We start from the raw sequence: 21,123 nt of genomic DNA, 5'->3' as shown, positions 1-21,123 counted from the left end.
CTATTCATTCCTTTCCGTTCTTGACCGAAGCGGCTTGCACCGACTCCGCTAATGTCTCCATATAAAGCGGATCACGATTCAGCATCGCAATGCGCTCCAGCGTGATGCCGATCTTCTCCGCCTCCGCCTTCGCCTCGATATCCAGATCATACAGCACTTCAAGATGATCCGATACGAAGCCGACAGGGGCTACAAGCACCGCTTGAACGCCTTCCTGAGAGATCGTGTCCAGCGTCTCCAGAATATCGGGTCCGAGCCACGGATCGCGAGTTCGGCCGGCGCTTTGCCATGTGAACTGCCAGTCTTGAACGCCCGCCGCTTCAGCAACTGCTTCGGATGTTTCCAGCAATTGCTTCTCGTACGGGTCGCCCAGCTCTCTGATCTTCTCCGGCAAGCTGTGCGCGCTGAACAGCACCTTCGTCTTCGCTTCGGCACCTGCTGATTTGGCCAGCACTGCCAATCCATTCTCTACACGCTCGGTTAGCGCTTTGATCAGCTTCGGATGCAGATGATACTGCTCGACAAAGGACATGTCGATGCCAAGCTCATTCGCTTTCTCCTTTGCTCTCTTGATATAGCTTCCTACACTCATCGTTGAAAAGTGAGGTGCGAGCACGATGCCTACGGCACGGCGAATGCCGTCCTTGGCCATCTCTTCTACGCCATCCTCGATATAGGGACGGGCATGCTTCAGCCCTTGATAGCAAACGTATTGACCCGGCGCAGTGGTATCCAGCTTGTCCTGCAAACCTGCGACCTGCCCGTTCGTATTTTCACGGAGCGGGAATACGCCTCCGACGATCGCTTCGTATCGATCCGTCAGCTCCTTCAGCTGTTCCTCCGTCGGCGGATGTCCGCGACGAATATGCGTGTAGTACGCTTCAACATCGTCCATCGATTCCGGCGTGCCGTACGACATGACGAGTACGCCGATTTTGTGTTCGCTGTTAGACATGGCGCGCCACTCCTTTGCTCTGTGCCGCAATCGCTTTTTCGGAATACGAGTGGATAAACGCCGTCAATTCAGCCAGCTTCTCCAGCGACGCTTCCGGGAACAGTCCGTGGCCCAGATTGAATATAAAGCCTGGCTCCTGAATGCCTTGATCAATGATCTCGGCAGCATAAGACTCAATTACGCTCATAGGCGCTGTCAAAATCGTAGGGTCCAGATTGCCCTGTACCGCATATTGATGATTCAGCCTGCGGCGTCCTTCTTCGATCGACACACGCCAGTCCAGTCCGATCACATTCGCCTGTACATTGCGAAGCTCCGGAAGCAGCTCGCCCGAGCTTACGCCAGGGAAGTAGATTTTCGGCTGCGGCAAGTCGCTAAGCTCGCTAAAGATCCGTTCAATCGTAGGCAGAACATACTTGCGGAAGTCCGCTGGCGATAGCGCACCCACCCAGCTGTCGAACAATTGGAACGCTTTGCCGCCGTTAGCCACATGGGCACGCAAATAAGCGATGACCATATCGCCAAGCTTTTGCATAAGCGAATGCCATACTTGCGGTTCGCTGTACATGAGCTCTTTGGTGCGAAGATAGTTTTTGGACGGACGTCCTTCAATCAGATAGCTTGCAATCGTGAACGGCGCCCCCGCAAACGTAATGAGGGGAACCTCCAATTCACGGTCCAAAATGCGGATCGTCTCCAGCACATGGCCCAGATCGCCCTCCACGTCTATCGGCTTCAAGCGCTCTACGTCCGCGGCGGAACGAATCGGATTATGAATAACCGGGCCGATGTTCGCTACGATATCAAAATCGATTCCGATAGACGCAACCGGATTCATAATGTCTGAATATAGAATAGCCGCATCCACGCCTAGCTTGCGCACCGGCATGAGCGTCACCTCGGCAGCCAGCTCCGGCTGCTTGCATATTTCAAGCAAGGAATACTTCTCTTTGATTTTGCGATAATCGGGATCGTATCTCCCTGCTTGCCTCATGTACCATGCTGGCACGCGATCCACAAGTTCCTTCCGGCTTGCCCGAATGAAACGGTCGTTATAAGACATTCCCGTTCCCCATTTCTATGTAGTTTCTTCTGCTTCTCATTATGCCCTTTTTCCTGAACCCTAACAACCGCTGTAGCTTTGGTTCCTATGACAATAGTATGACAATCAAAGGACAGTTGCATGAAGATTGCTTGAAATATCCTTCCTGCGACGCTTGATTGTCCCTATCTATCATTAGCTTTTCATCTAAAAGTGTTCTTACCATGTCCCCATTCATCTCTTATCCTTCTGCGAATTAAAAGATTCTTCCTTCATCCCCCTGCAACTCTTACTTCCCTTCTCCTCGCGCATGATCGTTTGGCTCAACATCGCTTTAATCCTCCAGGCATCGAAATTCCGCTGGTCAAAATGTAAACCCGATCCATCTCAATCCAGCAAGCTAAGCCTCGCAACTATGCAACGATTAGAATGGAACGATTATGATATACTAACGCTATGGAACAGTGGAAAAAGAATCTAATTGTGCTGTGGTTCGGACAGTTTCTCGTCATGGGCGGCATGACGATGATCATTCCGTTTCTCACCCTCTATTTGCAATTCGAGCTTGGCCTCTCCGATCCGCACGAAATCGGGGTATGGGCAGGCTTTATATTTGCAGGCAACTTTGTTACCGCATTTATTTTTCAGCCCATCTGGGGCAAGCTGGCCGACCGTTACGGGCGCAAAATGATGCTGCTCCGCTCAGGCTTCGGCATGGCGATCGTCATGGTCATGATGGGTTTTGCCACAAGTCCCTGGCATCTTCTGCTGCTGCGCATGCTGAACGGCACGATATCCGGATTTAATCCGGCATCGATCGCGCTTATTTCGGCAACGACGCCGAAGGAACGTACAGGCTTTGCCATGGGCACGATCCAGTCCGGCGCAATGGCGGGCACGATTTTGGGTCCGTTAATGGGCGGGCTGCTGGTCGACGCTGTAGGCTACCGGCCTATCTTTTATATCACGGGAGCTCTTCTGTTTGCGGCTTCCTTATTGGCATTGTTTGTCGTAAAAGAATCGTTCGACCTGGCCAAAGCCGCTACCCGCGTTCAAGCATCCGTCATTGATGGTCTCAAGCGAATCAGCCGTATTCCGCAGCTCATGTCGCTGTATGGCGTAACGTTTCTCATCCAGTTTGCGATGATGAGCCCGATGACGCTCATTCCGCTATTCGTGCAGGAGCTGCACGGCTCGCTGGAAAATATCGCATTTCTCGCCGGATTCGTCGGATCGGTGACCGGACTGTCCAATATGCTCGCCTCGCCGCTGCTAGGCAAGCTGAGCGACCGCATCGGCGCGGAGCGAGTACTGGCTGTGTCATTGGTTGGCGCGGCGCTGGCTTTCATCCCGCAGGCGATGGCCGATTCCGTATTTATGCTGCTGCTGGCCCGTTTCGGATTGGGATTGTTCCTGGGCGGACTCATTCCTGCTGTTAATTCGCTTATCCGCGTTCATACGCCTGATGGTATGGAAAGCCGTGCATACAGCTTCAACAGCAGCACCATGAGCCTTGGCAACATGATCGGACCAATCACCGGCGGCGCGCTCTCCGGCTATATCGGCATCCAAGGCTTGTTCGTCATGTCGGCTATCCTGATGCTGCTCAACGGCGTATGGGTCTGGTTCTCGCTGCTGAGCAAACGCTCGCCGAGACGCGGCAGCGGTACTTCTTCGTCCTGACTTCTTAGAATTTGGAGGTTGGCTACAGGCGGCGTTTGCCGCATTTCATTTGGGAGCCGGAGCTCAGCATCATTTGCTGCGTATCCGGCTATTTTTGCCGCTCTGCGGGCCACGCAGGCTCTGCAAATCGAGTTTCTCGGCTTGCAGCTACATCCAGCTGCTCCGCGGGCTCTCCAAGCCGAGTTTCTCGGCTTGCAGCAGCATCCAACTGCTCCGCGGGCTCTGCAATCCGATTTTCTCGGCTTGCACGCACCTGCTACTATCACGCAACCCATCCCCAAAACAAATACAGTCCAGAGAACATAAAGCTTCTCTGGACTGTATTTCACTCATCCTGAATACTTGAGTCTCGTGCGACTCACCCCTTCACTCTCGCGATCGCAAGCCCGTCATAGCCTGGGAGGATCGTGCTTTCGAGTCGCGGATCAGTTGCGATTCTTTCATTAAAGCTGCGAACCGCCTGGACAGCCGGTCCTTGCTTAGCTGTATTTATCGTTCTGCCGCGCAGCAATATATTATCGGCTACAATGACGGCGCCCGGTCTTGCCAGCGCGATCGCATTATCAAGATAAAGCGGGTAGCCTTCTTTATCAGCGTCAATAAAGAAAAAGTCAAATGTGCGGCCCTCTTCCTTCAGTCGAGCCAAGCTCTCCTTGGCATCGCCGATGCGATAATCCACGCAGGCACCGTATCCCGCTTCCGCCAGATGAGTACGCGCAACATCCGCGTAATGAGGCAGCAGCTCCAGCGACAGCAGCGTTCCCCTTTCGCCTAGCCCTCTCGCCAGACAAATGCCGCTGTAGCCGCCCAGAGCCCCGATTTCTAAAATATCTGTTGCCCCGGACATGCCGACCAGCATCGTCAGCAGCCTTCCGTATCCGTCCGCGACCGAAATATCCGGCATCCCATGCGCGGCGATTCCTTCTTTTACGCGCTCCAGCTCATCATCTTTTCTATATAGTGAATCTACGTATTGTTCTTCGATAGACATTGCCGTAAGCTCCCCGTATGTTTGATTTGTAAATGCACGGCCGTTTGACCTATACTTAATTGTATGTTTTTATAGGAAACGTAGCAAGAAAAGAACCATTATAAACGTTACGGAAATGAGAGTGCAAGATGGAACAATTACAATTGATCGCCACTTCCCCCATGGGACTTGAAGCCGTCGTCGCCAGAGAATTGAAGGAACTTGGCTATCATGACCTTCAAGTGGAGAATGGCCGCGTCAACTTCAAGGGCGGACCTGCAGACATTTGCAGAACGAATCTCTGGCTTCGTACGGCTGGCCGGATTCTTATTAATATGGGTACTTTCAAAGCAACGACGTTCGACGAGCTGTTCGAAGGAACAAAGGCGCTCAACTGGCCGGACTGGATTCCCGAAAACGGGGAATTCCCGGTTGAAGGACGCTCCCATAAGTCTCAGCTGTCCAGTGTGCCCGCATGTCAGAAAATCGTCAAAAAAGCCGTTGTCGAAAAAATGAAGGATCGCTACGGCACAGAATGGTTCGATGAAAACGGCGGCAGATACGTCATCGAGGTATCCTTGCTCAATGACGAGGCGCTGCTGACGCTGGATACATCCGGCGCAGGCCTGCATAAGCGGGGATACCGCCTCGTCTCCAACGAAGCTCCGATTCGTGAATCGATGGCGGCGGCACTTATTCTGCTAAGCCGCTGGCGCCCGGAGCGCCCGTTCTATGATCCGTTCTGCGGTTCCGGCACATTCCTGGTAGAAGCTGCTATGATCGGCTGGAATATCGCTCCCGGGTTGCGCCGCAACTTCAACAGCGAGCGTTGGGAGCGGATACCGGCAGAGCTTTGGAGCGCTGCGAGGGAAGAAGCGTTCGATGCGGTCAAGGATGACATTCCGCTTCAAATTGCCGGCTCCGATATCGATCCAAGATCGATTGAAATTTCCGAAACTGCGATCAAACGCGCAGGATTCGCGAAGGACATCCAAGTCAGCGTCCTCCCCGTCGCGAAAGCAAAGCCGAAGGGCGACTATGGCGTCATCATTACGAACCCCCCATATGGAGAAAGACTCGGCGACGACCTCGAAGCAGAGGCAGCGCTGCGCCAGTTCGGACTAATGACGCTTCATTATCCGACATGGTCCGTATTCGCTATCAGTCCGTCCGATCAGGTCGAACACTATATGGGTCGTCCCGCCGATAAGAAACGAAAGCTGTTCAACGGCCGGATTCAGACTGACTACTACCAGTTCTTCGGACCGCTGCCTCCTAGGGAGAAGCGTCAATGATTCATCAATCGGCCGAAAGCATAGGCCCACCAAGCAACATGTCTTGGTTTCGCCGTACGCTCGGCTTCACTCTGCGCGTGTTTGACCGTTCCGTGGCGCTGGATTTGCTGCTTTTTGTTATCGCCATGCGGTTCAAAGTATATTGGTTCAACAAGTTGCTGTCTGTCCCCTATATGGATATGACGAATGCTGACAAAATTATCGAGACAGGCGCCATTCTGCTGGCATCCTTCTGGGCGCTGCTTCTGCCAACGCGCGGAAGGCTGATCGCCCTGATCTCGCTTAACCTGATCCTCTCCTTCATCCTGTATGCCGATGTGATCTATTATCGCTACTTTCAGGATTTGATCACCGTACCGGTGCTGCTTCAGCTCGGACAAGTGGAATCGCTGGGAGGAAGCATCCACACGCTTATGAAACCGGGAGATTTTCGGTTGTTTGCGGATGCTTTGATCATTATTTTGTATGCGGTGTATGTGCTGTGGAAGGGACGCACGGACTTAGCCAATCGGCTTTCCGCCATCACCCATGCCGTCCGATGGCGGAGAATCGGCATTCGAATCGCGTGCAGCGCAGCTGCTTTTATGCTTGGCTTCTCGCTATTCTTCACCAACTTGAATCATGCGACGGATACATGGGCCAAAGGGCTGTTCGAGAAAAACTGGTGGAATCTGACGATTTACAACGTTGCCGGCTCGCTTGGATTCCATGGGTACGATGTGTATCGTTACGCCAAGCTGAACTGGTTCGATGCCGAACCCGTCACAGCGGAGCAGCGCTTGGATACGCAGCGATTCATGGAAGAACGCGCAGCCGCCAGAGGCGGGCTTGAGCGAAGCGACAGCCTGTTCGGCGCATATGCGGGAAGCAATGTACTTATGGTTCAAGTAGAATCGCTGCAGACGTTCATGCTCGGCCAATCCATCGGCGGCAAAGAAATAACACCCGTTCTTAACGAGTTAATCAAAGAAAGCGCCTATTTCTCAAACTTCTACCATCAGACTGCTCAGGGACGCACATCCGACGCCGACTTTACCGTCAATTGCTCCTTGCAGCCGATGAAGAGCGGCTCCGTATTCATCCAATATGCATTGCATGAATACGCCTGCTTGCCGACACAGCTGAAGAACGAAGGATACAGCGTTAATGTGTTCCATCCTTATCAAGGCGGGTTCTGGAACCGCAATGTCATGTACAATAAGATGAAGTACGATCAATTTTACAGCTTGAAGCATTATGAGCTGGATGAGCGTCTCGGCTGGTCGCTTGGCGATAAGTCGTTTTACCGGCAATCGATGGACATCATTACGGAACTGCCTGAGCCATTCCATGCCTTCCTGATCTCCCTTACCAGCCACCACCCGTACAACCTTCCCGATGCAGAGAAGCTGCTCGACACAGAGGAGCTGACCGGTACGATGATGAACGACTATTTGCAGGTGATCCATTATGCGGATGCGGCGCTTGGAGAGCTGGTCGATCGGCTGAAGGCCGAGGGGCAATGGGATAAGACGATCTTCGTGCTTTACGGGGATCATGATAACTCCATTCAAAAATGGGACTGGTACACCCGCTTTATGAAGGATACCGCCAATGAGATGGAACGCGAGCAGCTGATCAAAAGCGTTCCGATGCTGATCCATCTTCCGGACGGCGCTCATGCAGGCACCTATGACAAAGCCGGCGGCCAGCTCGATATGACGCCGACTCTCATGCACTTGCTGGGTCTCTCGACATCCGAGCCGAAGTGGCTAGGAACGCCTTTGCTGACCGCGCAGCAGGAGGAAACTCGGCTGGTTACGCAGCGGAACGGATCATGGACGGACGGCCACCGCTACTATATGCCTTCGGCTGACGGCTTGTCCGCCAACGGAAAATGTTATGCCGCAGCTACCGGAGAGCTGCTCGATTCGGCAGCCTGCCTCCCGATGACGGAATCCGCTGAGCTTGAGCTCATGATGTCGGATCGGGTCGTCATCGGCAACCTGCTTCGCACCTTCAAAAACAACGGTGCAGTCGAAGCGCTCGTAGATCCTGCCAAGCCGTAATATAGCGAAAGAGGTCAACCGGAACGTGCCGGCTGACCTCTTTTTTGCGGTTATCGTGTTAGGGGGTATCCAAGCAGCTTTAGAGCTTACACACTCCATTCACAAGGCTGCGAAGGTTTCCCACTTCCGCGTTTCAAACGATTCGTTCAACTTGTAAAGCAGCCTACACAAAATTCAAACCAGCCGGATAGGGTGTCGGAATCGGCAGCAATCGCTTCAGTATTGCCCCTTGCTCCTCTGTAATCGACGGTATGTCCCATGCATCATCGAACAGCAGCGATATCCATTCATTCTGAGTCAGCGTCAATTCTGCTTGACCCACTTTCAGCCGAACAGCTCTATCCTCGCCGGAAGGAACCGCCATATTATGCACGGAAATCTGACTCGCTGCTTCGTCATCGATCTCCTCCATATATGGGGTTATGCTCCTCCAGAAACGCTCCGGGCTCACGATCCGTATCGTGCCGGACTGAGCGCCATCCGCGTATGGATAGCGATCAAGCGTCTTTCTCCATTCATGCTCATGCCAAGGGATAGTGACTTCCAGCTCTTCGGCTATTCCGGTTCTAAGTGCATGAAGCAGCAATTGTTCCAAAGCGCCGGCGTCGCCCGCTCCCTCGACCATAAAGGGTACCGCATCATTCATGTGGTTGCCTCTCACCGCCAGCACCGCATAAGCGATAATGCGCTCGTCAAGGAAAGCCACAAGCACTCGATGCTCCAGCATATAGATGCCCGCTATCGCCTCCGCTTGCATTAACACGCCTGTCTCTAAGAGGCTGCGCTCATATCTGACGGTGGTCTCCTTGTATAAGTTATGAAGCTGGAAGCGATCGCTCTCCACAGCCTCACGGATATGGATGCCTTCGGCTGATGCCGTTGCTGAATCCATAGAAGCCATACCTGCATGCAGCCGGTATTTTCTCGTAGATCCAAAAGACTTGCAGCCGTTGCGTGCGTAAAGCTTACCCGCCCCTGATACATATAAGAGAGAAGCCCCGGATGCCTCCATATGCGCGAATATATGATCCAGCAGCAAGCCGGCGTAGCCCTTGCCTTGATGCTCCGGGTCCGTACATACCGACCCTAGCGCAAACATCGGAACCTCCGCTTTGCCAATCCTCAGCAGATGAGGCACCAGCCCCATAAAAGCGACCAGCTTGCCGTCCACATATAGGCCTAGCGAGCTCTGGTATGCTCCAGAGAAGATCGGCGGGAAGGCGTCCGCCATCGACGAATGTCCCGGCTCTCTGAATATCCGATTGGCAAGGACAGCCGCTTCCTTGAGATCCTCCCTCTTCATCGCACGAATGTCCATACCATCGACTCCTTCTTGTACGGTCTTGATGGTTATATCTTGCCCCTCACTTGCAGCCGCCTTATACCTGACTTCTTATATATCACCCTTACAATCTAATACTAATTCCTTCCATATTGGCTAACCTTTTTTGATGCTGTCCGCTTCCTCGCGCAGCAGCTCCCCGCGAAGGTCCGGGGGCAGCAGGAAGTCGAAGTCGCAGCCCAGATGGGCTTGCAGTACCCGCTCGTGGAACAGAAGGCCATAGCCACGGTCGTAATGAGGCTTCGGCGCCGTCCAGCCGCTTCTTCTAATCGCGAGCTCTTCCTCAGCCACATGAAGCTGCAGACGCTTTGCCTCGATGTCCAGTTCAATCTCATCGCCGGACTCAACAAGCGCAAGCGTACCGCCCACTGCCGCCTCCGGCGAGACATGCACGATCAGCGCCCCGTAGGACGTGCCGCTGATCCGCGCATCCGAGATGCGGACCATGTCGCGGACGCCTTGCTTCAGCAGCTTTGCCGGAATCGGAATCTGTCCAATCTCCGGCATAGCCGGCGCGCCTTTCGGTCCGGCGTTCTTCAGCACGAGCACGCTGTTTTCGTCCACATCCAGGCTCGGATCGTCGATTCGCGCAGCGAGGTCCTCCGGGCTGTCGAAGACGACCGCTTTCCCCTTATGCTTCTTTAAATGCGGGGAAACAGCCGTCTGCTTGATCAAGGCGCCGTTCGGCGCCAGATTGCCCTTCAGCACGGCGATTCCGCCCTGTGAATCCAGCGGCTCGATCATCGGACGGATGACATCTGCGTTCCATGTACGCGGCTCTGTCGCCAGATTTTCCTTCATCGTCTTGCCCGTAACGGTCAGACAGTCTCCATGCAGCAGCGGCTCCAGTTCCTTCATCAAGGCCGGAACGCCGCCAGCTTCGAAGTATTCCTCCATCTGGTATTTGCCCGAAGGGCGCAGGTTCAGCAGGAAAGGCGTCTCTGCGCTAATCCGGTCGAACGTCTCCAGCGGCAGCTTGAATCCCAGCCGTCCAGCAATGGCGACGAGGTGGATAATCGCATTAGTCGAGCCGCCGCTCGCCATCGTAATGCGAATAGCATTCTCCAGCGCATCCATCGTCATAATATCGCGCGGGCGGATATTCCGGCGCACCAGCTCTACAATCTGCTTGCCGGTCGCTTCGGAGATATGTCTGCGGCGGCTGTCCGGAGCCGGAATAGCCGCGCAGCCAGGCAGTGCCATGCCGATCGCTTCCGCAATGGACGCCATCGTACTCGCCGTCCCCATGACCATGCAATGGCCGTCGCTGCGGCAGACGGAATTCTCCGCCGTTGCCAGCTCCTCATCGGACAGGTTGCCCGCCTTATGCTCCAGCGTAAAGCCGTAGCAGTCCGTGCAAGCGCCGAGGCTGCGGCCTTGCAGGCGACCGTTCAGCATCGGACCGCCCGTCAGGACGATAGACGGAATATTCGCGCTTGCCGCAGCCATCAGCTGGGCGGGAACCGTCTTGTCGCAGCCGCCGATCAGGACGACGCCGTCGATCGGATGCGCCTTCATCATCTCTTCCGTATCCATCGCCATCAGGTTGCGCAGCAGCATCGTCGTCGGCTTCACATACGGCTCGCCGATCGAGATCGTCGGGAATTCCATCGGCAGGCCGCCTGCCTGCCAGACGCCCCGCTTGACGTAATCGACGAGCTCATTAAAGTGGGAATGGCATTTGTTCAGCTCGCTAAATGTATTGCATATGCCGATGACCGGCTTGCGAAGATCGTCTTCGGTGTAGCCCATTGATTTGGTGAACGAGCGATGAATGAATCCCCACAAGTCCTTTTCGCCAAAATAGCTCTCACTCTTCACTGCCATTCTCCTCCTGTATGCTCCGTGTCTGTTAAAACCCAAGAATGGTCGGCGTATCGCGATGCAGAATCGATTCGACCGTCTCATCCAATACGCGCGGCAGCTTCGTGCCTTCCACCTGCTCATTGATGCTGCGCAGGGCATCGATCATCCGGTCAGGCGTAAAAAACGGATAGTCCGAGCCAAATAAAATCTTGTGCACCGAGCCATATTCCTGAGCGGATACGAGCGCATTGTAAAATTGCCACGGCCTGCTGCCGAGCGCGGAAACATCCATATATAAGTTCGGGTGCTTGCGGACAAGCGAAATGCACTCATCGATCCACGGGTGGCCCATATGCGCCACAATCATCTTCAGCTTAGGGAAAGCTCGCGCAATCGGGTCCAGCATTGCCGGGCGCGAGGCGTCCAGATAGCCCTCCGGCACAAACGAGGTGCCTTGATGCCACAGGATCGGCACGCCCAGCTCTTCGGCTTTTGCATAGAGAGGGAAATGCTCCTTCGCGTCGGGATAAAAGTTTTGGTAGATCGGCCCGAGCTTGAGGCCCTTCAAATTCAGCTCTCTGATGGCCGTCTCGAACTTGACGACTGCGTCTGGGTCATTGGGGTCGACACTGGCAAACCCGAAGCGTCTGCCGCTGTCCTTGGCGCAATACTCCGCGACGTATTCGTTTGGGACGACCAGACCTGTAGCATAAGCCGCCATCGCCAGTACAATAGAGCCGCTGCAGCCGGCAGTCGCCTCCTCATGCATCTCGGGTGTCGCCAGTATTTCCATATCCGGTCCCCATGCGCGCTTGATGGCCGCTTCAGTGGGGCCGCTGCACATGCCGGGGCCGAACAGATGGGTGTGGCTGTCGAAGATCATAACCGATCCCCCTATTCGCTGACCATGCGATTCGTGATCGCACCCAGCTTCTCAATGGACACGGTTACGACATCTCCGTCCTTCAGGTAGACGCGCTTCTCTGGCGGGTATCCCAGCACGACGCCTTCCGGCGTCCCTGTCAGGATGATGTCGCCTGGCTTGAGCGTCATGCAATGGGAGACATAGCTGATGATTTGCTTGCAATTGAAGATCATATCCGATGTATTGGAGCTTTGGCGAAGCTCGCCGTTCACCGTGCAGCTAATCGCAAGCGCATTGGGATCGCCCACTTCGTCTGCGGATACGAGGTAAGGGCCGATTGGCGAGAATCCATCACAGGATTTGCCCGCCAGCCACTGGCTCGTGCGCATTTGCAAGTCGCGCGCCGACAAGTCATTCGCCGTGCAATAGCCGTATACATAATCCAGGGCGTCCTCTTCGCTTACATACTTGGCTGTGCGCCCGATGACAATGCCGAGCTCCGCTTCGTAATCCACCTCGCTTGATGTCCTTGGCAGCGGAACGTCGCTGCCATGCCCGTTCAGCGTGTTGTTGAATTTGTTAAACAATATCGGGTATGCCGGAATCGGCATGTTGGATTCCTCCGCATGCTTGCGGTAGTTGAGCCCGATGCAGATCAGCTTCTCGGGATCGGTAACGCATGGGCCGATGGTTAGCTCTTCTTCGTGATTCAAATAGGCGCGGTATTGCTCCGGACTGTCCGACTTCAATTGTGCGATGAACGCCTCTACCGCTTCACGAGTGCTGTCTCCGCCTGCGATCACTTCTCTTACGGTGGTCGGCAGCGGCTCGCCCGATGTGCTGCCTTGTACCGCTGCAGCCAAATCGAGCACGCCTTCCTCCGTTTTCACCCCTGTCCGGTATACCCCATCCTTCATAAAAGTCATCAGTTTCATCGTTGACCTTCTCCTTTCCTTTCACCGTAGGCTGTACTGCAAATAAGTCTGATATAGGAATGCCCGGCTGACTCGAAAACTCATGATTTAAGCTTGCAAGGTCGTCAATGCGCCTTAAAGCTAAACCTGATTCGTTGATCTTATCTGGAACCAACTTACCATCAGAGCTTTGCCGCAGCTATGCGTTTTTGCCGAAAACAAGACCTCCATCCACATAAAACGGCGAGCCCATCACAAAGCGCGATTCATCGGAAGCGAGGAACAGCGCCGCATGGGCCACATCCTCAGGACGGCCGAGCTCTCCGCTCAGCTGCCTTCGCTTGATCGAAGCCTTCGCAGCTTCCGGGTCGGCGGAACGGCTCAAGTATCCCTCTACGAAAGGGGTCATGATCGTGCCTGGCAGCAGCGCGTTGACGCGTATGCCGTATGGCGCGTAATCGACCTGCATCGCTTTCGTGAGCGAGAGAACAGCACCCTTGGAGGCTGTGTACACTGCTCTTGCGGAGACGCCCATCTCTGCAATGCTGGATGACATATTAATGATCGAGCCCGACCGGCTCTCCATCATATATGGCAAGACGGCAGCAGCCGTCAGGTATACGCCGCGCACGTTAACGCGTATGACGCGGTCCCACGCATCCGGCTCCACCTCATGCAGCGCGCCGACATGGCTGATTCCCGCATTGTTGAACAGCACATCAATTTGGCCGTAAGCAGCTATCGCAGCTGCCGCCAACCCCCTAGCCGCCTCTTGCTCCGTCACGTCGCATGTCACATGGATCGCCTTGCCGCCTAATGCCGTGATCTCATCGGCTGCTTGCTGCCCTCTCTCGCGATCCAGATCCGCGATGACAACAGCCGCTCCTTCCGAAGCGAAGAGCAGAGCTGAGCTTCGCCCGATGCCGGAGCCGGAGCCGGTAATAATCGCAACCTTGTCTTTCAAGCGCATAACCAATGCCTCCTTGTTGTTAAAGCACGAATCGTCTGGAAGGCGTCCCCCTCACGCCTGGCTTCGCCATAAAGACGCCGCCTGCATGAGGATATAAGGCATGCTCGTCTTCCGACAGGACGACTCTCGCCGTCGTTATATATAATTCATCAAGGCGTTCGCCGCCGAATACGCAGGACGTAACGTAAAGCGCTGGCACTTCGATCTCCGCCAGCCGCTTGCCGGTATCGGGATCGAAGCGCGACACTTTGCCGCCGCCCCAATGCGCAATCCAGAGCATGCCCTCGTTGTCTATCGTCATGCCGTCGGGATAACCTTCTGCAGGCGGCCATTCAATCACCGTCTCGCGCCCGCTGATTTCGGCAGTGCCGCTATGGTAACGGAATCGGTCTACCCCAAGCTTTAACGTATCGATATAGTACATGCATCCCTTGCTCTCATCCCAAGCGAGGCCGTTGGAGCAGCCTACGCCGGTTACGACGCGCACAGGCTCGCTGCATCGCTCCAGCCTGTAGAGGCTGCCTTGATCCTTGGCGTGGCCTATGCTCATCGTCCCCGCCCAAAGTCTGCCGGCAGGATCGCATTTGGCATCATTAAACCGGTTGTCCGGCATATCCGCTTCGATATGCGCGATCGCTTCCAGCTCCCCGGAATGAGGGTAATACCTGTATATCCCGTCATCCAGCGTCACTATAAGCGAGTCATCCGTCGCTGGAATTACGGAGCTGACCCGTTTCTCAAAGCGATGCAGCTCATGGGCATGCGAGACGGTATGAAAGACATGCACCGCTTTCCCTTCAATATCTACAAAATATAATTGCTTTGTCTCATGATCCCAATGCGGGCCTTCCCCTAATGAAGCTTTTGCATCCAGTATCAGGTTCAAGTTGATTTTCACACTTATCCATCTCCCTTGCTCATGCTGTCCGCTGCTTCCAGCCAACCGGACAAGGTTGATAGTCGGCTTTGCGGCTACCTCACAATTCGCTGCCGTTCGCCAAATGTCCTCCATCCACTCGCAGCGTCGTGCCCGTAATATAGGACGCTTCGTCCGATGCGAGGAACAGAAAAGCATTCGCAATCTCCCTCACGCTGCCCCCGCGCTTCATCGGAGTATGCTCCGAATACGCCGGCAGGCCGTTCTCTTCACGCAGCTTGCGATCGAGCGGCGTATCGACGAAGCCCGGCGCAACCGCGTTGACACGGATGCCGAAGCCGGCCAGCTCCACCGCCATCGATTCTGTCAGGAGGATTACCGCTGCCTTCGACGCATTGTAATGGGCAAGCTCGCCGCTAGCGGACAGTCCGTTCTTGGAGCTCGTATTAAGAATGACGCCCCCCGTCCCCTGCCTCGCCATGCATTCGGAAGCCAGTTGTCCCAGTCGGAATACGGCTCGTACATTGACGTCAAATACGGCCTCCCACCGCTCCATCGAGATGCTCATGAACGGCTCGCGGAAGGCGATTCCGGCGTTGTTGACCAGAATATCAACCCCGCCGAATCGGCCGAACGCGGATACAGCCGCATGCTCCAGCTCCGGAAGGCTCCGCAGATCGCAAACCTCCGCCGCAACACGCCCATCGTAGGCAGCCAAGCTTTGAAGCGCAGCCTCCAATTCGCCGCCGTCCCGGTCAATCAGCACGACACTTGCGCCTTCTTGCAGGAACCGCTCGGCGATCGCAAGACCGATGCCGCGCGCGGCGCCTGTCACTACCGCTCTTTTTCCTTGCAGCCTCATGCCGGTTCGCCCCTTCGCCAGCGCTTTTTACAGCACGCCGTATTTGTCATACACTTCACGCAGCGTGCGGCCCTGCAGCAGCTCGTCGCGCGTATGATTCTCGCGTGTTACCTTATCCATTGCGCGCTTGAACACGTCATCCACCAGCGCTTGAGGGATTACGACAACACCGTCCCGGTCTCCGAAGATCACATCGCCTGGATGCACCATAACACCGCCGCACAGAACGGGAATATCATAGTCGATGACCAGCCCTCTGCCCTGCGAGTCGACCGGCTTCGTGCCGGTTGCGAATACCGGGAAGCCCAGCTCTTCGATTTTTTTTGTATCGCGGATCAAGCCGTCCACGATCGCACCTCTTGCGCCGCGCATCTTCGAAGCGGTGGATAACAGCTCGCCCCATAGCCCATTCTGCTTGGACTCATTCGTACAGCCGATGACCACTTCGTTTGGCTTCACGCTGTCTACCGCTTCTATTTCTTTCGCATACGGGTCTTCCGGCACATAGTGCACGTCCACAGACAGGATTGTTTTTGCACGGCCTGCCACTACCCAATCGTTGACAATCGGATTAATATTTTCGCGCATGACTTGATTGCGGTAACCCAGCTCATCCAGTGTGTCGGAGATTACCGCCGCGTATAGCAAAGACTCCATTTGCTCAAAAAGTTGTTGATCGTTCATGTTCAATACCCTCCAGTAGTGATGTTCATATTATGATCTGCGTGCTGAACGCCGCTTCGTTCGGCCGGCATGACCTCGCGGCTGACATTCAGCTCGATATTATCCTTGTGCAGCATATAGCCGCCGCCCTCGAACGCATCGTCGGGGCAATGAAAGCGGCCGCCCTCGAACGTGACGCCGTTTGCCACATATGCATGGGACGGTCCGATTAGCTGGACATGCGCCGTCTCGCTATCGGATGCCCGGCTTGCATAGCCCGTCAACCGCCACTCCGTTGTTCCTTGTTCTCCGCCGGGCGCTTCCCGTATCAAAAATGCCTTGACCGCATTGGTGCCGTTTAACCGCGCGCCGCCAGCTACCTCGATTCGCTTAGCTCCCGCACCAACCACCTTGACGCCTGTGTTGTCCATACTGCCGCCTACGAAGCTGAAGCTTGAGCTTGCTAAGGTCATTGTATCGGACTGCTCGCTTGTTCCCTGCCACTGGCAATCGCGGAAGCTCAGCTCGCCCTTGCCTTCAAAGCGATTCCCGTCCAGGCCGTGGAAGCGGCATCTTACGAATTGCAGCTTGCCTTCAACCCCCTCATGCGACAGCCTTCGTCCCTTCGTAATGGTAAAGGAGCAGTTCTCCGCCACATTCGGCCTTGCAGAGCGATCCGATACCTGCACGAACCGGACCATTGCCTCCGCCGTGCAGTTCTTCATCTGTACGCCGTCTGCATTGAGCCAGAACGAGCCGGTATTGGACGAATTCTCGACCCCGTCCCGCTTGAACACATGCACATCCTCCAGCGTCAGATCCGTCACCTTCCGATGGGCGATGAACCAGGAGCCGACATGCTGCTTTACGGTAATCCGCTTGGCGCTCTCCCCCCAAGTTGGACCGCTGTTGGCAAAGGACATTAGCCCGGAATTGCCCACATACGTCAGGTCATGCTCATATTGGCCATGCGTCACGAACGCGCCCAGATCATCGCCGTCGGCATGACAATTCTCCACATAGCCGTAAGCGGAACCCGTAAAATCGTTCAAGTGTCTGCCATTGCTTGTAAGACAGTCTCTTACAACTCCGTACAAGCAATAGATTTGCTGCGTCAAGTAGCCTGTGCCGCCGATCAGCACCTCGACGGGATTGGTCAGCTTGCACCGCTCCGTCACATAGTGAGAGCAGTAGCGCCGCATAATGACGGGCCAGAATGTACGGTAAGCGTCAATGTCTGAGACATGGCATTCCGCTGCAAACTCGTAGGCTACCGGATGAGAGCCCTCAGCCATCGTCGTACCCGCCCCGTGGAATTTCATGCGGCGTACGCTTGCTCCGACGACCGGCTCCACCTTGCGGTAGCTGATCTCCCGTCCGGCTTCCAGCCTCCAGCCATTTTTATAATCGAATCGCACACGCCCGTCATCCAGCACCTCGGTTACCCGCAGCATCTTCTCTAGCTCGCGCTCCGCCCCGCCGCTCAGACGGTCGCAGCGGACGATCCACCAATCCCCTGCCGTGAACGCTTCCGTATCGGCAACCGGAAATCTTTCATCCATCTCCGCGAGCGGCTCCGTCAGCCGGATTGTCTGCTCCGCGCCGGTTAGATGGCCCCTGAACAATAGAAGCGCGGCAAAAGGATCATTGTCAGGCGCATCCTCCATGCCTTCCGTATAGACCGAGAAGCCGCCAAAATCCAGCTCTATGCGGCTTCGGCCGAATTGATGGCGCTTCACAAAACGCAAATCCGAGCCTGCCTCGATCCGACGGATGGCAGGATCGTTCACCATGGCGTCCAAGGCGTCGTCCGCTGCCCGGTCGGCATCGAAATGTCCGAACCAGCTGAAGCGCCCTACCCCGTCATGTCTGACCTGCCACCGTCCTTCTCCTCCGTCCGCAGGCGCGTGGACGGTTCCGCCATTATCCGGGGTCCTGCATGCCGGCGACCAATACACCAGCTTGGCTCCCGCGTCTCCCGCCTCCTCATAACCTTCAACCCAGACGGAGCCTCCCGGAATCCTGCACGCCTCCGGCAGCGCCTTCAGAGCCTTGACCGTCGGTACCCGGACCATGGATGCTCCGGTATTGTAGTCCATGATGAAGCCTCCTTCTCCCTTATGCGGATAGAGAGAGGAGAGCCGGCATATCGCGACTCTCCATCTCCCTCTATTCCATTAGCTATTGTCCGCTTTGAACGCAACGGATTGTCCTCTTGCTTCCGTTACTTGTTCTGCGTAGAATTCAAAGATTTCTTTGCCGCCGTATTTGGTCATGAGCTCTTCGCGGTATTTCGGCCAGTTGGACGCATCCTTCTCGTCATAGATAATCTTGACTTGAAGCTCGTTCATTCTGGCGCGCAGCGCGCCGAGGTCCATGCCTTCCTTGACGACCATGCTAGTGCCAACAGAAGGAACGATCTTATAGGACGTGATCGTTTCTACGATCGCGCGGTCGCGGTCGGTTATGTTCGGATCGGCTACGATAACGCCGAATTCCTCCGGACCAGAGATTGGCGTGAACCAGTTGTAGACCGACAGGAAGTTGCCGTTATCTGTGATATTGGATTTGATCGCGTCTTGATTCAGCGTGATAGTCGAGCCTTCACGCGTATATTCGCTTCCTTCGCGGCCGTAGTGCGTCAGCAGGAAGCCTTCTTCTCCCGCAAGCCAATCCAGAATTTCCACGGAACGGTTGATCGCATCTTCCGATGACTTGGAGCTTAGCAGGAACGGATTGCCTGGCACCGGATCGATATACGTACCGGTTTCCGCGAACGGATCGAACGGCATCCAGTTCGCGTCAGCGTTGCCTGTTACTTCTTTTGTTTTCATCTGCAAGCCTTCAGGGTTGTTGTCGAAGGCCAGGTTTTTGCCGAAGCCGAGAATGATGCCGACTTTGCCTTGAACCGCTTTTTCGATTTGCTGGCCGTTTTTGTTCAGCAGCCAGTCCGGATCTACGACGCCCGAGCCAATCAGCGCTTTCGTATCCTCCAGCACCTGCTGCATTCTCAGATCGGTACGGGTATCGATAAATTCGTCGCCTACAATATTGAAGTCGCCGAACAAGCCGTTTTTGACGTAAGTCGGGAATTCAAGCGACATGTTCGTGCCGTTGCCGAAGGCGGTGAAGCCGTAAGTATCTTTTTTGCTATTGCCGTCCGGATCGTCGTTCGTGAAGGCCTGCATTACACTGACCATCTCGTCATACGATTTCGGCATAGGCAGACCAAGCTTATCCAGCCAGTCTTGGCGGATATAGTAGGAGCGGTAGAAATACTTCTCAAATGGAATCGGCGCTCTGGCGAACTGGCCCTGTACCTGATACTTCGGAAGCGCGTCTTCGCTTACCCAATACTTGAAGTAGTTCGGCATATTCTCAGGCGTGACGATGCCCGTCATATCGCGCGCAATGCCGTCCTTGATGTACTGGTTGGAGGAAATGCCGTCGATGAAAAATACATCCGGGATGTCGCTGGAGGCTACCATGGAGTTCAGTTTGTTCTGGTAGTCCTGGCCGAACGGCATGTAGTTGATCTTCAGGTCGACGTTGAACTTCTCATCGATCGCGGCTTTCACAAAGTCCTGGTCGCCCTTCGGAAGAATCGCATCGGCCGAAGCGGTCACGAACCAGTTCAGCTTGATCTTCTCCCGTTCCGGCTCGGATGTCTCGCCTCCGGTATTCGAGGATGGCTGCGAGGAAGGCTCCTCATTCGACTTGTTGTTGCCGCTGCATGCTGTCAGTGTAAGGATGATTGCCATAAGCACCAATAATAATGATTTGGTTCCTTTCATGTTGCATGACCTCCTAAAGGTTGAGTTAGGTTTCAAGGTTTCTGCTCTTTCCTTACTGCGGCACTGCTCTTGTCTCTCTCTAATAGAAGAATCGCGCGTAGGCGCCCGGACATTCCCCCTTCATCTGCTTTCTTGATGTCATTACCCCTTTACAGCTCCAAGCAGCATCCCTTTAATGAAATATTTTTGAAGAAAAGGATACACGATAAGGACCGGAACAATCGCGACGACAACCGTCGCCATCTTGATAGATTCAGGAGGCAGCGCACTCAGCTGAGTTTGCGGAACGGCCAGCTCCTGGCTTACGCTCGGCGTAATAATCATGTTGCGCAGCACGACCTGAAGCGGGTAGAGCTCCCGGTCGTTCAGATACATGATGCCGCCAAAATAAGCGTTCCAGTGGTTGACGCCGTAGAACAAGCCCAGCGTCGCCATGATCGGCATCGACAGCGGAAGTACAATGGACATCAAGGTCCGCGCATCGCCGCAGCCGTCTACCTTGGCCGCCTCTTCTATCTCCGGCGGCAGCGATTCAAAGTAGGTTTTCATAATCAACAGGTTAAAGGTCGAGACCAAACCCGGGATAATAAGCGCCCAGAGCGTATTCATCAGGCCAACCGCCTTGACGGTCAGGAAGGTCGGAATCAGACCGCCCGAGAACAGCATCGTGAAGATCAGCGCAAGCAGGACGGGATTCCGTCCCGGCAAAAATTTCTTTGAAAGCGGGTACGCAAGCAGCGTCGTAACAAGCAGGTTCAGCACTGTGCCGCACACGGTAATGAATACCGTAATTTGCAAAGCGCGCGGCACTACTCCGCTGCTGAAAATTGCCTGGAAAGCGTCAAATGTAATTGTTTTCGGTATAAGCAGGAACCCGCCGTTTTTGAGCACTTCTGTATATGGCGTAATCGATACGACAAATACGTAGTAAATCGGGAACAGGGTCGCAATACCGAATAGCGCAAGCACCAGGTAGATAATTCCATCCGCCACACGGTCAGACAGCGATTTTTTGAACAGGAACGGCATGCTCCACC

17 protein-coding genes are annotated in these 21,123 nt (G+C 54.8%); 3 read left to right on the top strand and 14 right to left on the bottom strand.

Annotation, left to right across the window (positions count from 1 at the left end):
• Positions 1-4 precede the first annotated feature (4 nt).
• Both hemH and hemE read right to left on the bottom strand, forming a co-directional pair.
• The gene (gene hemH, locus D3P07_RS06085) at positions 5-955 is read right to left on the bottom strand and encodes a ferrochelatase (RefSeq protein ID WP_119799222.1); all 951 of its coding nucleotides are present in this window, start codon (positions 953-955) and stop codon (positions 5-7) included.
• Positions 948-2,018, bottom strand: a complete 1,071-nt coding sequence (hemE, locus tag D3P07_RS06080) for a uroporphyrinogen decarboxylase (protein WP_119799220.1) — start codon at positions 2,016-2,018, stop codon at positions 948-950. Before hemE ends, hemH begins: the two co-directional genes overlap by 8 nt.
• A 435-nt stretch (positions 2,019-2,453) precedes the next feature.
• Between hemE and D3P07_RS06075 the strand changes: the two genes are divergently transcribed.
• On the top strand, positions 2,454-3,680 hold the full coding sequence (locus D3P07_RS06075) for an MFS transporter (protein ID WP_119799219.1): 1,227 nt from the start codon (positions 2,454-2,456) through the stop codon (positions 3,678-3,680).
• A gap of 358 nt (positions 3,681-4,038) precedes the next feature.
• Here the strand turns inward: D3P07_RS06075 and D3P07_RS06070 are convergent, their stop codons facing one another.
• Positions 4,039-4,671, bottom strand: coding sequence for an O-methyltransferase (locus tag D3P07_RS06070; protein WP_119799218.1), 633 nt, complete (start codon positions 4,669-4,671; stop codon positions 4,039-4,041).
• 128 nt (positions 4,672-4,799) lie between these two features.
• Here D3P07_RS06070 and D3P07_RS06065 point away from each other — a divergent pair, with 128 nt between their 5' ends.
• Together D3P07_RS06065 and D3P07_RS06060 are read left to right on the top strand one after the other, a co-directional pair.
• Positions 4,800-5,945, top strand: a complete 1,146-nt coding sequence (locus D3P07_RS06065) for a THUMP domain-containing class I SAM-dependent RNA methyltransferase (RefSeq protein ID WP_119799216.1) — start codon at positions 4,800-4,802, stop codon at positions 5,943-5,945.
• The gene (locus tag D3P07_RS06060; RefSeq protein WP_259391381.1) at positions 5,942-7,993 is read left to right on the top strand and encodes an LTA synthase family protein; all 2,052 of its coding nucleotides are present in this window, start codon (positions 5,942-5,944) and stop codon (positions 7,991-7,993) included. The genes D3P07_RS06065 and D3P07_RS06060 overlap by 4 nt, the downstream gene beginning before the upstream one ends.
• Positions 7,994-8,156: 163 nt before the next feature.
• On the opposite strand, the gene D3P07_RS06055 is transcribed toward D3P07_RS06060, so the two are convergent.
• The 11 genes from D3P07_RS06055 to D3P07_RS06005 all read right to left on the bottom strand — a co-directional run bounded on the left by D3P07_RS06055 (position 8,157) and on the right by D3P07_RS06005 (position 21,115).
• Positions 8,157-9,311 (bottom strand): GNAT family N-acetyltransferase, encoded by a 1,155-nt coding sequence (locus tag D3P07_RS06055; protein ID WP_119799215.1) that lies wholly within the window; start codon positions 9,309-9,311, stop codon positions 8,157-8,159.
• Between the two features lie 120 nt (positions 9,312-9,431).
• Positions 9,432-11,156, bottom strand: a complete 1,725-nt coding sequence (locus D3P07_RS06050) for an IlvD/Edd family dehydratase (RefSeq protein WP_259391380.1) — start codon at positions 11,154-11,156, stop codon at positions 9,432-9,434.
• Positions 11,157-11,187: 31 nt separating this feature from the next.
• Positions 11,188-12,024: an amidohydrolase family protein gene (locus tag D3P07_RS06045; protein WP_119799211.1), complete on the bottom strand. Its 837-nt coding sequence runs from the start codon at positions 12,022-12,024 to the stop codon at positions 11,188-11,190.
• 11 nt (positions 12,025-12,035) lie between these two features.
• Positions 12,036-12,941, bottom strand: a complete 906-nt coding sequence (locus tag D3P07_RS06040; protein WP_119799210.1) for a fumarylacetoacetate hydrolase family protein — start codon at positions 12,939-12,941, stop codon at positions 12,036-12,038.
• A 178-nt stretch (positions 12,942-13,119) separates the two neighbouring features.
• Complete coding sequence (locus D3P07_RS06035; RefSeq protein WP_119799208.1) at positions 13,120-13,890, bottom strand: SDR family NAD(P)-dependent oxidoreductase; 771 nt, start codon at positions 13,888-13,890, stop codon at positions 13,120-13,122.
• 19 nt (positions 13,891-13,909) lie between these two features.
• Positions 13,910-14,902: an SMP-30/gluconolactonase/LRE family protein gene (locus tag D3P07_RS06030; RefSeq protein ID WP_182914201.1), complete on the bottom strand. Its 993-nt coding sequence runs from the start codon at positions 14,900-14,902 to the stop codon at positions 13,910-13,912.
• Positions 14,868-15,629, bottom strand: a complete 762-nt coding sequence (locus D3P07_RS06025) for an SDR family NAD(P)-dependent oxidoreductase (protein WP_119799206.1) — start codon at positions 15,627-15,629, stop codon at positions 14,868-14,870. Before D3P07_RS06025 ends, D3P07_RS06030 begins: the two co-directional genes overlap by 35 nt.
• A 27-nt stretch (positions 15,630-15,656) precedes the next feature.
• The gene (locus tag D3P07_RS06020; RefSeq protein WP_119799204.1) at positions 15,657-16,313 is read right to left on the bottom strand and encodes an RraA family protein; all 657 of its coding nucleotides are present in this window, start codon (positions 16,311-16,313) and stop codon (positions 15,657-15,659) included.
• 2 nt (positions 16,314-16,315) lie between these two features.
• Positions 16,316-18,391: a peptidase C14 gene (locus tag D3P07_RS06015; protein ID WP_119799202.1), complete on the bottom strand. Its 2,076-nt coding sequence runs from the start codon at positions 18,389-18,391 to the stop codon at positions 16,316-16,318.
• 78 nt (positions 18,392-18,469) lie between these two features.
• Positions 18,470-20,086 (bottom strand): extracellular solute-binding protein, encoded by a 1,617-nt coding sequence (locus D3P07_RS06010; protein WP_119799200.1) that lies wholly within the window; start codon positions 20,084-20,086, stop codon positions 18,470-18,472.
• Between the two features lie 141 nt (positions 20,087-20,227).
• Positions 20,228-21,115: a carbohydrate ABC transporter permease gene (locus D3P07_RS06005; protein ID WP_119799198.1), complete on the bottom strand. Its 888-nt coding sequence runs from the start codon at positions 21,113-21,115 to the stop codon at positions 20,228-20,230.
• Between the last annotated feature and the right edge of the window lie 8 nt (positions 21,116-21,123).

This window comes from Paenibacillus sp. 1011MAR3C5 (assembly GCF_003591485.1).
Taxonomy (GTDB): Bacteria; Bacillota; Bacilli; order Paenibacillales; family Paenibacillaceae; genus Pristimantibacillus.
Note: the sequence above shows the minus strand (reverse complement) of the source record. Positions and strands in the feature narration are given on the sequence as shown.